Source organism: Thermus albus, assembly GCF_022760855.1.
In the GTDB taxonomy this organism is placed as follows: domain Bacteria; phylum Deinococcota; class Deinococci; order Deinococcales; family Thermaceae; genus Thermus; species Thermus albus.
This window is the reverse complement of record NZ_JAKTNR010000006.1, coordinates 55,164-68,891: the sequence shown is the minus strand read 5'-3', so window position 1 is coordinate 68,891 and position 13,728 is coordinate 55,164. Positions and strand designations below refer to the sequence as shown.

The window sequence follows — 13,728 nt, the reverse complement described above, 5'->3', positions numbered from 1 at the left end:
CCCTCCCGGCCATATACCGGGGAAAACGTGCAAGACTTGCTCCTTCATCCCCGGGCCACCTCCTCAAAGAGCTTCAAAGCCCTGGCCACCGCCTGGTCCATGTTGTAGTAGCGGTAGTCCCCAAGCCTTCCGGCAAAGAGGACGGTCTTCAGCTTGGCCGCCTCCTCCTGGTATAGCCTCAGCCGCTCTTCGTTCTCCTCCCGGGGGACCGGGTAGTAGGGTTCGTTTTCCCCCGGAGTGTAGGCCTCCGGGTACTCATAGATCACCGTGGTGTGGGGCAGGTAGTCCTGCCCGGTGAGGTGCTTGAACTCGGTGATCCGGGTGAAGGCGTACTCGGTTGGGTAGTTCACCGTGCCCACCTCCTGGAACCAGGGCTTGGGGTGGTGTTCCCACACGAAGCGCAAGGAGCGGTAAGGCAGGGGCCCATAGGCATAGCCGAAGAACTCGTCCATGGGGCCGGTGAAGATGAGGCGGTGGAAGCGCACCTCCCCCTCCACCTCCTTCCAGTCGGCCCCCAGGAGGACCTGGATGTTGGGGTGGCTCAGCATCCTGCGGAAGAGGGCCGTGTACCCCTCCTTGGGCATGGCCTGGTAGGGGTCTTGAAAGTACCGCTCGTCGTAGCTAAGGAGGACGGGAACCCGGGCGGTGACGGAGGGGGAGAGTTCCTCGGGCCTCAGGCCCCACTGCTTTAGGGTGTACCCCTCAAAGACATGCTTGTAGACGTAGTCTGCCAGGAAGCGCAGATCGGGGTCCTCCTCCTCCCTTAGCCTAAGAATGGGCACCCGGGCCCCGTATCCGAAATGGGCGAGGAGCTTCTCCTCTAGCCGGTCCGCGAGCCTTTCCGAGAAGAGCCGCCTCAGGGAGGCCAGGCTGAAGGGGAGGGGGATCTCCTTCCCCTCCACCACCGCCCGCACCCGGTGGCAGTAGGGGCGCCACTCCGTGAACCGGGAGAGGTAGTCCCACACCTTCTTGCTTTGGGTGTGGAAGATGTGGGGGCCGTAGCGGTGGACCAGGACCCCGTGGGAGTCGTATTCGTCATAGGCGTTGCCACCGATGTGGAGCCTCCGGTCCACCACCAACACCTTCCGGTCCAGCTCCCGGGCGATGCGCTCCGCCAGGGTGGCCCCGGTGAAGCCGGCACCGACGATGAGGTAGTCCACCTTCACGCCTCTCCCCCCTTGGCCAAGGTCAAGGGGTCCTTCCCCCGCCGCCTGAGGTAGACCCACATGGCCACTGTGACCCAGACCTCCGCCACCACCACCGCCATGGCCATGCCCAGGTGCTGTAGCCGCGGGGCCAGGAGGAGGGCCAGGGCCAGGTTCCAAAGCCCAGCCCCCATGATGATGGCGTTAAAGGGGCGGTCCATGCCCTGGGGGAGCATCCACTGGATGCCCAGGACCTGGCTCAAGGCTATTAGGGGGATGAGGAAGGCCAGGATCCGCAACACGGGGACCGCCTCCTCGTACCCCGCCCCCAGCAGAACCCGCACCAGGAGGGGAGCGGAAAGCCACACGAAAGCCCCCAAGGCCACCCCTCCTAGGCCCAGGAGGTATAGCCCGCCGCGGGCCAGGCGGGCTGCTTCCCTCACCCCCTCCCTTCCCTCGTGGACCAGGTGGCCGATCCGGGGATACAGGGCCTGGCCGATGGGGGAGAAGAGGCCCAAAAAGGCCTTGCTGATCTTCTCGGCCCCCGCGTAATACCCCACCGCCTGGGGCGGGGCCAGGAGGCCTAGGATAAAGGTGTTGCCCAGGGTGTACAGGCTCACCGCCCCCCGGAAGAGGAAAAGGCTAAAGCCCGTGCGCAGGGCCTGGGCCACCAAGGGAAGCCGCGGCCACACCCAAGGGACCTCCCGGTAGGCCAGCCAAAGGGCCAGGGCCGTGGCCCCTAAGGAGGCTCCGCCCTGCAGGAGGAGGACCTTAGCCGCATCCTCAGGGCCCTTGACCAGGAGGAAGAGGAGGACCAAGGCCACCGCCCTAGAGGCCACGTCCAGCAGGGCCACCAGGCGCATCCGCTCCAATCCCTGGAAATACCAAAGGGGGCTATAGGCCCCCACTAAAGCCCAGAACACCGCGGCCCAAAAGAGGGGGGTATGCCCATGAAAACGGTCCCGCAAAAGGGGAGCGATGGCGAAAGCCAGGCCCAAGATCAGAAGGGAAAGGAGGAGTTTGGCCCCCAAAACCCCCGCCAAGATCTCAGCCCGTCCCTTGAGGGAGTCCCGGGCCTGGGCCACCTGACGGGTGGCGGAAAGCCCAAAGCCGTACTCCACCACAAGCTGGAGGTATCCGGCAAAGGCCTGGGCAAAGGCCAAAAGGCCCCATTCCTTGGGCCCCAGGACCCGGGCCAGGTAAGGAACAGTGAGGAGGGGGAAGAGGTAGTTGGCCACGTGGACCCCGTAGAGGGCTAGGATGTTTGGGACTAAACCCCCTGAAAGGAACCCTCTAGGGCCTACCTTAGTCACCCATGCGGGGTTAGAAAGAAAAAAGTGAAAAAGGTTCTTCTTCATTCCAGGAGGAGCTCTTTGATGTGTTGAACCACCTTTGCCAATAGCCCAGGTGATAAATTCGGAAACATAGGCATGGATAAAGCTTCTTTAGCGGCCCCCTCAGCCATCGGGAGAATCCCCTCTGGGTATCCGTACACCGGCAAGAGATGGAGGGGAACCGGGTAGTAAACCATGGTGCCAATACCCGCTTCCGCCAAGGCCTTTTGTACCTCATCCCGCCTGCCTCCGAGGATGCGCACCGTGTACTGATGAAACACGTGCCCCTCGGAGATTTCAGGGACCACCACACCCGGTATACCCGCCAAGAGTTGGTTATACCGGCTGGCTACCTCTCGCCTTTGGGCATTCCAACGGTCCACGTGGGGCAGCTTAACCCGCAGTATGGCAGCTTGCAGGGCATCCAGGCGAGAGTTATACCCCACCATTTCGTTATGATACTTTCTCCTCGAGCCGTGAGCCCTAAGCATCCGCGCCACCTCGGCCACCCCATCGTCGTTGGTCACCAGAAGACCACCATCCCCGTAGGCCCCCAGGTTCTTGCTGGGGAAGAAGGAAAAAGCCCCCGCATGCCCCAAGGTCCCCACCTTCCTCCCGCGATAAGTGGCCCCAAAGGCCTGGGCGCTATCCTCCAGGACCTTAAGCCCGTGCTCCTCCGCCAGGGCCAGGATGGGGTCCATATCAGCGGGGCAGCCATAGAGGTGCACCGGAAGTATGGCCTTGGTGCGCGGGGTAATGGCGGCGGGGATGAGCTCGGGATTGATGTTGAAGGTCTTGGGGTCTATGTCCACAAAGACCGGGGTGGCCCCCACCAGGCTGATGGCCTCAGCGGTGGCGAAAAAGGTGAAGGGCGTGGTGATGACCTCATCCCCCGGGCCTATGCCCAAGGCCCTCAGACCGATAACCAGGGCATCGGTGCCCGAGTTAACCCCGATGGCATGCCTCACCCCCAGGTATTCCGCCACCTCCCGCTCAAAGGCCTCCACCTCAGGGCCTAGGATGAACTGGCCCGAACGCAGTACCCGGGTGATGGCCGCCATGAGGTGATCCCAAAGCTCCTCCACCTCCGGGGTAAGGTCCAGGATGGGGATGCGGCCCTTTATACCCTCCATACCCTCTCACCCACTTTCCTATACTGCCTTCCGCACTCCCGGCAGGTGGCCTCCTCCCCCTCCTCGCCAGGAGAAAACTTTAGGGGCAGGCCGCATTCGCACGCGTAACCCACCACCCGGGCCGGCACCCCTGCCACCAGGGCATAAGGGGGCACGTCCTTGGTTACCACCGCCCCAGCGGCCACAAAGGCCCACTCCCCGATGGTTACCCCGCACACGATGGTGGCATTGGCCCCGATGGTGGCCCCCCTTCGCACCATGGTTTTCAGATAGTCCTCGCTCCGATTGCGGGGAAAGGCCGCCCGCGGGGTGCGCACGTTGGTGAACACCGCGCTGGGGCCGACAAAAACGTAGTCCTCGAGGGTGACGCCTTCGTAAAGGGAGACGTTGTTTTGGATTTTGCATCCCCGGCCTATCCTCACCCCCTTGGCCACGAAAACGTTTTGCCCCAGGGTACACTCCTCCCCGATCTCCGCCCCGGCCATCACGTGGCTAAAGTGCCAAATGCGGCTATTCCGGCCCACTTTGGCCCCCTCGTCCACAAAGGCCGACTCGTGCACAAAGTATTCCATACTCATCGCAAAAAGGGGTGAGGGCTTCCCAGGCGGGGGGAGACCACCTCGGCCCGGCGCACCCAAGCCGCCAGCTCCACGCCAGGCCGCGCCTCCTCGAGGCCAAAACCCGCCCCGGCTAAGGTGTGGCGGTAGACCTCGGTGTGAAGCTCGGTAAACCCTTCTGAGAACTCCAGCTCCTGGCCGTCAAAAACGATGGAACGATAGGTGCGCTGGCCCCGGGCCAAGGCTTCCCGAGGGAGGAAGGAGGCGTCAATGGAGAGAAACCATCGCACCCGGGCCCTTTCCAGTTCCAGATAGCCGGCTACGGTGGTAGGGGTTCGCAGGTGGACCTCCCCCGCCTGCACCCCCCCAAAATACCAAAGGAGGAGGTCAAAGAAGTGGATGCCGATGTTGGTAGCCACCCCCCCGCTTTTCGCCTCGTCCGCCTTCCAGCTTTTCTGGTACCAGGGGCCCCGGCTGGTGATATAGGTGAGCACCACCTCCTTGGCCTCCCGTTCGCCCCTTAGTCTCTCCCTAAGGGCCACCAGGGCCGGGTGCACCCGTAGCTGCAGGACCGTGAACACCCGCTTCCCGGTGCGGGCCTCCATGGCCGCCAGGCGGTCCAAGGCCTCAGGCTCCAGGACCAAGGGCTTCTCGCACAGCACATGGGCACCCTGCCGCAGGCCAAGGCGGATATGGGCCTCGTGCAGGTAGTTGGGGCTCACCACGGAAACCCAGTCCACGGGATGGTCCTCCAGGTAGGCCTCAAACACCTCGGGCTCCCGGAAAAACTGGGCGTTAGGGAAATAGCCATCCAGGATGCCCACGGCATCGAAAGGGTCTAGGGCGGCCACCAAATCCCCCCCCACCTCCTTAATGGCCTTGAGGTGGCGGGGGGCGATGTAACCGGCGACACCGATCAGGGCAAACCGGGTCATAGCAGGGTCACCTTGGGATGGCGCAGATGGCGGGTAGCCCCCCGGGTATCCAGGACCCGCTTGGCGTGCTGCAGAATCCAGGGGTAGTCATAGGCCGAGTGATCCGTGGTGATAAGGACCAGGTCCTGTTCCGCGAGGCGCTCGGGGGTAAGCTCCACGCTCTCCATGGTCAAGCCGTGCTCGGAAAACCGGGGAACCCAAGGGTCGTGGTACTCCACCTGAAGGCCCAGGCCCTTCAGCCCCTTTATAACATGGATGGCGGGGCTTTCGCGGTAATCCCCGATGTCCTTTTTGTAGGCCACCCCCAGCACCAAGACCTTGGCCCCCTTCACGGCGATCCCCGCCTCCACCAATAGGCGCAGGGCCTTTTCCACCACAAACTCCGGCATTTTACGGTTGATCTCCCCCGCCAGGGCGATGAAGTGGGTGTTGAAGTTATACTCCTTGGCCTTCCACTCCAGGTAGTGGGGATCTATGGGGATGCAGTGCCCCCCCACGCCGGGACCGGGGTAAAAGGGCATGATGCCAAAGGGCTTGGTGAAGGCCGCATCCAACACCTCCCAGACGTTTAGCCCCATGCGGTTACAAAGGAGGGCCAACTCGTTCACCAAAGCGATGTTGACCGCACGGAAGGTGTTTTCAAAGACCTTTACCAGCTCGGCCGCCTTGGCGCTGGAAACGGTAACCACCTTTTCAATGGTTTGGCCATAGAAGAAGGCCCCCACCTCCAGGGACCTAGGGCCGCAACCGCCCACCACCTTGGTGGTGTTTTTGGTGGTGTAACGCTGGTTTCCGGGGTCCACCCGCTCCGGGGAGTGGACCAGGAAAAAGTCCTCCTCCACCTTGAGGCCGCTGGCCTCCAGGATGGGAAGCATCACCTCCTCCGTGGTACCGGGGTAGGTGGTGGACTCGAGGCTAATGAGCTGCCCCCGCCTAAGCCGTTGGGCTATGGCCTCCGTGACCCGCACCACATATTGCAGATCCGGGGTGAGGTTGGCGGTGAGGGGAGTGGGAACGGCGATGACGATCACGTCCATCTCCGGAACCCGGTGGAAGTCGGTGTCGGCTTGAATAAGCCCCCGGGCCACCAGGTCCCTAAGTTCCTCATCCCGGACGTCGGGGATGTAGTTCTCCCCGCGGTTCACCTTCTCGGCCCGCCTGGGGTTTTGCTCCACCCCAATGACCCGAAACCCCACCTTGGCCTTTTCCACGGCGAAGGGTAGCCCCACATACCCCAGGCCCACCACCCCCACCACCGCCTCCCGGGCGGCAATCTTGGCCTTTAGTTCCTCAGCCAAAGTGGTTGCTGGGTATTCCGGCATCCTCCCTCCTCCGAAAGAGGTTATCACAGTTCCCAGGTAGCCTGGGTTTTCCTGACCCGTAAGACCTAAAATGCGAGGCATGCGGCGGTCTATGGTGTTGGCGATGCTTTTGGGCCTAGCCCTGGCCGCCCCCTGCAAGGAGAGGCCCTACACCTTGGAAACGGAGGAAGGCCTCCTGGGGGGCCGGGAGATGACCTATGACGGCGAGGTTTTGCTCTTTGAGGGGGAGGCTTGCCTGGAGCGGCAGGGCCTCTACCTGGAAGCCCCCGTTATCCGCTACCTGGAAGGGGAGGGAACCTTCCAGGCGGAAGGGGTGAAGGGGGAGGCCGAGGGGTGGCGCCTCGAGGCCCAGGCCCTTTCCGGCAAGGACCTCTTGGGGGTGCGCCTGGCCCGGGGACGGCTTAGGGCGGAGGCCCAAAGGCTTAGGCTGGAAAGCCCCCTCAAGGGGGAAGGGATCCTCCTGGAAACCCCCGCCTACCGGGTTAGGGCCCAGGAAGGAAGCTTCACCCGGGAGGAGGCCTGGCTTAAGGGTTTCCTGGCCACCCCCTGCCCCTGCGGGGAAGACGTGCGCCTTTCCATGGAGGAGGCCCTCTTCTCCGTGGCCACGGGGGAACTAAAAGGGGAGGCCAGCCTGGGCCTATGGGGCCTGGAGATCCCCTTGGGGGAGGCTAAGGCCAACGCCAACCGGCGGCCGGACCTAAGGAGCCCCTTGGTCCTGGCGGGCACGGACACGGGGGGCTGGAGCGTGGGTCTCCAGGACTTCCCTTTGCCCAAGCCCGGGGAGGAGATCGGCCGGTGGGAAAGGCGGCTCTCCTTGCTGGCCACGGGCCTAGGCACCCCGCAAGAGGCCTTGCGCCTGGGCCTAAGGGAGGGAAGCCGGGGGGCCGAGGTGCGGTTTGGCTACACCCCTGGGGTGCAGGCCTACTGGGACGACCTCTTCTTCGCCGCCACCCCCACCCCTCCCGAGGCCGACACCCCCCGCCTCGAGGTCCGCTACACCCCCAGCCTCCGCCTGGACAACCTGGCCTTAAACCCCTTCCTGCGCTACGCGGAGACGGGGAGGAGCCAAGGGACCACGGTGGGCCTGGAAGCCGGTTACCGGGAAACCTTCCGCCAAGGCCCTTTCCGCTTCACCTTAGCCCCAAGCCTCCTCCTTGCCCTTTACCCCTTCACCCCGTATGCGCCTTACCTGGCCCTGGGAGGAAGCCTGGAAACCCTTTATCAGGAGGGGGAGCTTTCCCTAAAGCTGACCTATGCCGGGCGGATGGAGCCCCTAAACCCCACCCCCCCCTTCACCTACGAAAACCGCGACGAGTTTCAACGGCTAGGCCTAGGGGTCCAGTACGGGGCCTGGGCCCTCCGCTACACCCTGGAAAACCCTCTGGGGCAGCGCCTGGACCGCCTGGAAGGGGAGTTTCAGGACCCGGGGCTGGGAACCTTCCGCCTGGGTTACGTGCGGGGCAGCCTGGAGGAGGTGCGCCTGGGCTACGCCATGCCCCTTCCCCAGCGCACCTGCTGCCAGGCCCTTTGGCTGGCCCCGGATTTAGGCCTAAACCGGGAGGGCTTCACCCGCCTCGGCCTTACCCTTCGCTACTACGACGGCTGCTTCGCCTACGAGGCGCGCTGGCAAAACGTCCTAAGGGGCCAGTACGGCGAGGGCACGGGGCAGAGCTTTTCCTTGGGCCTTTCCCTACGTTAGACTAAGACCATGCCCGAGGTGGAAGGGCTAGGGGAAAGGCTGGAAAAGCTGGAAGGGGTGGTGGAGGCCACCATCCGGGTCCTCCCCCCTTGGTGCAGGACCTTTCCCGCCGCATTGACACCTTAAGGGAAGAGGTCAAGGCCGAGCTCAGGGAAACCCGGGGCTTCATGGAAGCCCGGCTTGGGGCGTTAGAGGAACGCCTAGCCCAAACGGAAAACAAACTGGAAGGCCGTATCCAGCAGGTGGAGACCCGGCTGGAAAACCAAATCGGTGGGCTGGATGCCAAAATCCGGGAGACCGAAGGGAAACTTGAGGCCCAGACCCAGCAGGTAGAAGCCCGGTTGCAAAACCAAATCCAGCAAACCGGGGAAAGGCTAGAAGCCAAAATTCGCCAAACAGAAGCCCATCTGGAAAACCAGATACGGGAGACGGTAGCCAAACTGGAAGCCCAGATCCACCAGGTGGAAGCCCGGCTGGAAAGCCAAATCAGCGGACTGGACAGCAAAATACGTGAAACCGAAGGAAAACTGGAGGCCCAGATCCACCAGGTGGATGCCCAACTACAAAGCAAGATCCAGCAGGTAGAGGAAAAACTAGAGGTCCAGATCCACCAGGTGGAAACCCGCCTGCAAAACCAAATCGGCGCCCTGGACGCCAAAATCCGAGAGACAGAAGAAAAGCTGGAAGCCCAGATCCAAGAAGCCCGGAGCGAACTAGAGTCCAGGGTCCAAAGGGTAGAGGAGAAACTGGAAGCCCTCAGGCAGGAGGTTAAGGCGGAGATCAACACCGCCTTCAACAAGGCCATGCTGGTGTTTGCCGCCATCGGCGTGGTCCTGGCCCTCCTATCCCTTCTTCGCTAGGGCTCTACCCGCAAGACCCTAAGGAAAAGGTTCCGGTCTTCAGGGGGACGGTAAAAATCGTTGGTAAAGGCCAAGGCCAGGGTCCCCTTCCCCGTGGTTCTCACCCAGACCTCTATCGCTCCCCGCACCTCCCCTTGCCAGAGCACCCGGCCTCCCTCCACCACCAGGGCATTAGGCCCCCTCCCTTGGGCCAGGGTGCCCTCGAGGAAAAGCCCCACCCGGGCCCTTCGGCAAAGGGGGATCTCCACCACCCCGTTCGTCCAAAGCTCCGCTCTCTCCGGTAGGGGCCCAGGCACGCAGGCCTCCTGGTTAAGAGGGGCCATGCGGAAGGCCTGGTTCAAGGACCAAAGGGCTAGGAAAAGCCCCAAGGCGAAGACCAATAGGCCTAAAGACCAGGCCAGGCCCTTCACCGGTGCACCTCCTTTTCCAGCACGTAACGTGGCCTTTGGGCCAGGCGGTGGTGGCTGAAAAGGAGAACCCTGAGCCGGTAGGTCCCAGAGGGCAGGTCCTGGGGAAGGGGGAAGACGATGCGCTTGTCCCCGGGCCACTCCCAGCCCAAGCGCTCACACCCCTTCCCGCAAAGCCACACCTGGACCCGATACCCCCTAGCCCCTTCCAGGCGCAAAAACCCCACCCCCTCCCGGGGAAAGACCAGGTAGGCCAAGGCGGGGAGCTCCGTAGAGGCCGGGGGCCGGGTGGCCAGGTAGAGGAAGGGCAAGGCCCAAAGGAGGGCCACCGCCCCGGCCAGGCCCAAGGTGAGGGGCAGGCGTACCCCTCGGGCCAGGGCCATCCCCCCCAGGAGGAAGAAGATCTCCCCCCGGAAGGGGCTTGGCACGCTAAAGGGGTTATCCACCATGCCCATGGCCAAAAAGGCCACCAGGAGGGAAAAGAGAAGCCCCTCCCCCCAGGCCGACGCCAAAAACCCCCCCACCAGGAGGAGAAGCCCCAACGCACCCCAAGCCCCGCTTTCCCCCAGGGCCTGGAGGAGGTGGTTGTGGGCAAAGCTCCATAGCCCCCCCAAGGGCTTCAGCCAGGGGGGGCAGGCGAGGCCCCGGGCCTCGAGGAGGGGGAAGAGAAAGCAATCCCCAAAGAGGGTGCCCTTTAGGTAATCCCCCAGCACATAAGGCCCTACCCCGGTCCAGGGGTGGGCGGCGTAGACCTCATAGGCCCGAAGCCATAGCCCTTCCCGCCCGGAAAGCTGGGTATCAAAGAAGCGGGACGCCAAAGGGGTGTCCAAGTTGGCCGCCAGGAAGAGAAGAAGCCCGGCCACCCCCAAGACCCACGCCCCCCGCCCCCGCCAGAGAAGCCCCCCAGCCCCCCCGAGGAGGAGGGCCAGCATCCCCCCGCGGCTGGCGCTGAGAAGGAGGACCGCCCCCCCCAGTAGCCCAAGGAGGAGGCGGAAAGGCCACGGATAACGGAGGTAAAGGGCCAGAAAGACCCCTATCCCCCCCATAAACCCCAGGCCCACGGGGCTGTGGAAGGGGTGCATGAGCCTTTGGCCCGCCACCTTATCCCCAAAGGTGAGATAGGAGGCCAAGAAGGCCGTTAGGTAAAGAATGAAAAGCCCATACCCCAAGGGTTTTAAAGCCTGGGCTGGGGAAGGCATGCGCGCATGGAGGGCCGCTCCCACCCCCACGAGGCCCAAAACGTACAGGGCCCGCCCCAGGGCCAAGGGAAGGGCCCAGGGCTCCGGAGCCCAAAGGGCGGGAAGGAGCAGGGAGAGGATATAAAGCCCCAGGAGGCCCAAAGCCCACCGGGGAAGCCGCAAGAGGTGGCCCAGGAAAAGGGGGGAAAGGAGGGCCAGCGGGGGGAAAAGGGGGGCCAAGGCCAAGGCGTAGGGCAAAAGGCGCACGAGGGACAATATACGCAAAGGGCACCTTAAGGTGGTTCTCAAACCCTTCTGGTAAAGTGGCCTCCATGAGCAGGGTTCGCCCTTTCCTAGCCCTTGGCTTGTTCCTAGGCCTCGCCTTGGCCGCCCGTTTTGCCTCCTTCAGCGTGGAGCCCTTTGGCGCCCAAAGGGTCAACCTGGACACCGGCGTCACCACCCTGCCCCAAGGGGGCATCCTCACCGACAACGAAAACGGCCTCCGCCTAAAGGCTACCTACATTGAGTACAAGGAGGGGAGTTTCGTGCGGGCCAGGGGGGCCGAGCTCCTTTCCCAGAAGGAAACCTTTCTGGCGCAAAGGCTGGAGCACGACATCCCCAAGCAGGAAGCCCGCTTCACCGGCCTTGCCTTCAGCAACCCCGACTTTAAGGGCCTAAAGGCGGATAGGGCCTTGGCCCTCTTCGCCCAAGACCTCGTGGTCTTAAAGGGCAAGGTGCAGGCGGAAAACCCCAGGCTTCAGGCGGAAACCCTGGTGGTGAACCTGAAGGACCGGGAGGCCTTGGCCCTGGGAAGCTTCACGTACCAAGAGGGCAAGGCCACCCTAAGGGGCCAAGGGGAGGGTGCTAGGCTTTACCTGCGCTTTGCTTTTGGGAGAGTCCGGGCCACCACGCAGCTGCCCCCTCATGCCGCCTCCTTGGCTCAGTACGCAAGCCGCCTTCCATGACTCACTCCCTTCCTTACAAACATCACAAACACCTACTCTTTCTCATGCTGCATGGAACCGCGGCTTTCCCTCTAAACGAGGGCTTGGAGGAGAATCCCCACCTACACCACCTCAAGCAGGGCTTTGGTGTATGCTTTATAAGGGCTCGCAGCCTAAATCCATACCCTCTTCTTTCTAGCAAGAGGAATTGGCGAGTCGTAAGCATGTGCTTTGGAACCCAGTTTGAAGGGCTAGGAGGTTTAACGTGAGCAAAGGACCCAAGGGATGGATGTATGCCTTGGCTTTAACCGTTTTTCTAGCACTTTCTTCGGCCCTTTCTCAACAACAAAACGGGTACGCCGTACTCGGCTTGGCGGGAGATCTAGGCTGTGGGGGTCTAGGCGGCGAACTGACTTTGAAGCAGCCACCTTGGTCTTACGGTGCAGAATTTTTCTCTTGCCAAAGCGCACAGCGCTTTTCCTTGCGTTTTGGATACCAGCCCATACCCTTTCTCCCTGTAGAGGGGGAAGGTTATATTGGCCTCCTCGGTGGGCTTCCAAACGTAGGGGTTCTCATTTCAGGTCGGCTTCCCATTTGGAGGGATTCTTCTTCCTTTAACTCCCTTAACTTGGCCCTTCGCCTAGGCTTTGGATTCGCACATTCCCCACTTATAGGAATGTTGCCCGGCTTCCGCCTGGTGTTGGCCCTGGAGTATTGGCAAACCGTTTCCTTGTCAAGCTTTGGAAGTCCCACGGGAACTCCCAGTCAAACCCCCCCTGACACCACCCTTTTGGGCCCCTCTTGCGTCCAGCCCTCCACGGAAACCCTCTTGCAAGCATTCTGGGGCATTTTAGAATCCACGCGCTCAGCGATCATCGCTAGCCTAAACGCTTTATATACGGACTTTCAAACGGAGATTGACGACTTAGAAGTAACCATAAACGGCTCAGATGGGTTCATTCGCGGCCGCTACGTTGTGGGGGCTACAGAACGGGTTACAGGCCGCCGCTTTACCCACACGGGGAAAGGGATAGCCCATTTCCGCCACAACGGTTGTTCGTGGCAACTGGTTTCCTACCAATATTGAGGGGCCGTGCGCACACTATATGCCTATGTTCTTAAGGAAAGCCTCCCGGTCCTCCTCCTGGCCCTCCTCTTTCTCACCGCCGTCTACCTCTTCGGCTTCTTCTACGCGGGAGCCCGTTGGCTGGAGGGGGTACCCCTGGGTAAGATCGCCCGCTGGCTTTCCTACCACGTGCCCGGGGTCTTGGTCCAGGTCTTCCCCATCGCCCTGGTCACCACCACGGTTTTGGTCTTCGGCCGGCTTTCCGCGGAAGGGGCCCAGTTCGCCTTGCTCTCGGGAGGCATTCCCCTTTGGCGGGCCGCCTGGCCCCTTTTGGGCATAGGGGCCCTCCTAAGCGGGGTGGCCCTCTACCTCCAAGAAAGGCTGGTTCCCTACTACAACGAGCGGGTGCGGGTGGCCTGGTGGGACGAGATCCACACCCAAGGGGCAGGCCTCTTCCGCCTAAAGGGCCTCCAGATCCCCATCGGCAAGGGCCGAAGCCTCTACTTTGAGGACTTTGACCTCACCAGGAAAGAGATGCTGGGGGTGCGCATCACCTCCTTCCAAGGGGAGGAGGGCACCTTCCTCTTCGCCCAGCGGGGCAGCTGGGAGGACCAGGTGATCACCCTGAGGGACTATCGCCTCTACCGCATAAACTTCGCCGAGATCCCCGGGCTGGAGACCAGCGGGGACCTCCTGGCCCAGACCCGCAAGGTCTTCCGGGTGGTGAGCCAAGGGAAGGTCTTGGAGGTGGAGTCGGACCTCTCCCGGGCCCGGGCCATCGCGGACTATGCCGACACCTTTAGCTTTGGCCAGGATAGCCTTTCCCAGGCCTGGGCCAAGGTGCGGGACCCCTTCTTGGCCCCTTGGGAGAAGTGGCGGGCCCGGCTGGAGTTCCACTCCAAGCTGGCCCTGCCCCTGGCCAACCTGGTCCTGGTGCTCCTGGCCGCGGCCATGGCCCTAAGGTACGGCCGCAGCACCGGCCTCGCCCTGGGCCTCAGCGTGGTCCTGGCCCTGGGGTACTACGGGGCCTTCTTCCTGGGGCGCTCCCTGGCGGGGATCGGGGCCCTGCCCCCGGAGGTGGGGGCCTGGGGGGCCAACCTCCTCTTCCTCCTATTGGGCACGAGGGCCCTGCGCTAAAAGGTCATCCC

The 13,728-nt window shown here is 62.8% G+C and carries 12 protein-coding genes; 4 read left to right on the top strand and 8 right to left on the bottom strand.

Going from position 1 to position 13,728, the window contains the following annotated elements:
* Positions 1-44: 44 nt before the first annotated feature.
* The 6 genes from glf to L0D18_RS07630 are packed head-to-tail and all read right to left on the bottom strand — an operon-like array spanning position 45 to position 6,426.
* Complete coding sequence (glf, locus tag L0D18_RS07655; RefSeq protein WP_243028292.1) at positions 45-1,166, bottom strand: UDP-galactopyranose mutase; 1,122 nt, start codon at positions 1,164-1,166, stop codon at positions 45-47.
* Positions 1,163-2,458, bottom strand: coding sequence for an oligosaccharide flippase family protein (locus L0D18_RS07650; RefSeq protein ID WP_243028291.1), 1,296 nt, complete (start codon positions 2,456-2,458; stop codon positions 1,163-1,165). Before L0D18_RS07650 ends, glf begins: the two co-directional genes overlap by 4 nt.
* 41 nt (positions 2,459-2,499) lie before the next feature.
* A complete protein-coding gene (locus tag L0D18_RS07645; RefSeq protein WP_243028290.1) occupies positions 2,500-3,612 on the bottom strand; it encodes a DegT/DnrJ/EryC1/StrS family aminotransferase in 1,113 nt (370 codons plus the stop codon).
* Complete coding sequence (locus L0D18_RS07640; RefSeq protein ID WP_243028289.1) at positions 3,600-4,184, bottom strand: acyltransferase; 585 nt, start codon at positions 4,182-4,184, stop codon at positions 3,600-3,602. The genes L0D18_RS07645 and L0D18_RS07640 overlap by 13 nt, the downstream gene beginning before the upstream one ends.
* A 2-nt stretch (positions 4,185-4,186) precedes the next feature.
* Positions 4,187-5,104 (bottom strand): Gfo/Idh/MocA family protein, encoded by a 918-nt coding sequence (locus L0D18_RS07635; RefSeq protein WP_243028288.1) that lies wholly within the window; start codon positions 5,102-5,104, stop codon positions 4,187-4,189.
* Positions 5,101-6,426 (bottom strand): nucleotide sugar dehydrogenase, encoded by a 1,326-nt coding sequence (locus tag L0D18_RS07630; protein ID WP_243028287.1) that lies wholly within the window; start codon positions 6,424-6,426, stop codon positions 5,101-5,103. The genes L0D18_RS07635 and L0D18_RS07630 overlap by 4 nt, the downstream gene beginning before the upstream one ends.
* Positions 6,427-6,505: 79 nt before the next feature.
* On the opposite strand from L0D18_RS07630, the gene L0D18_RS07625 reads away from it, so the two are divergent.
* Both L0D18_RS07625 and L0D18_RS07620 read left to right on the top strand, forming a co-directional pair.
* The gene (locus tag L0D18_RS07625; protein WP_243028286.1) at positions 6,506-8,125 is read left to right on the top strand and encodes a hypothetical protein; all 1,620 of its coding nucleotides are present in this window, start codon (positions 6,506-6,508) and stop codon (positions 8,123-8,125) included.
* A 92-nt stretch (positions 8,126-8,217) separates the two neighbouring features.
* A complete protein-coding gene (locus L0D18_RS07620; protein ID WP_243028285.1) occupies positions 8,218-8,985 on the top strand; it encodes an ATP-binding protein in 768 nt (255 codons plus the stop codon).
* Here the strand turns inward: L0D18_RS07620 and L0D18_RS07615 are convergent.
* Positions 8,982-9,386, bottom strand: a complete 405-nt coding sequence (locus tag L0D18_RS07615; RefSeq protein WP_279232287.1) for a hypothetical protein — start codon at positions 9,384-9,386, stop codon at positions 8,982-8,984. The two genes, L0D18_RS07620 and L0D18_RS07615, sit on opposite strands and share 4 nt — an antisense overlap.
* Before the next feature lie 5 nt (positions 9,387-9,391).
* Positions 9,392-10,837 carry an O-antigen ligase family protein gene (locus tag L0D18_RS07610; protein ID WP_243028283.1) on the bottom strand — a complete coding sequence of 482 codons (1,446 nt, stop codon included), beginning with the start codon at positions 10,835-10,837 and terminating at the stop codon, positions 9,392-9,394.
* Between the two features lie 65 nt (positions 10,838-10,902).
* Here L0D18_RS07610 and L0D18_RS07605 point away from each other — a divergent pair, with 65 nt between their 5' ends.
* Together L0D18_RS07605 and L0D18_RS07600 are read left to right on the top strand one after the other, a co-directional pair.
* A complete protein-coding gene (locus L0D18_RS07605; protein ID WP_243028282.1) occupies positions 10,903-11,535 on the top strand; it encodes a hypothetical protein in 633 nt (210 codons plus the stop codon).
* A 1,072-nt stretch (positions 11,536-12,607) separates the two neighbouring features.
* Positions 12,608-13,717, top strand: a complete 1,110-nt coding sequence (locus L0D18_RS07600) for an LptF/LptG family permease (protein ID WP_243028281.1) — start codon at positions 12,608-12,610, stop codon at positions 13,715-13,717.
* Positions 13,718-13,728: the final 11 nt, after the last annotated feature.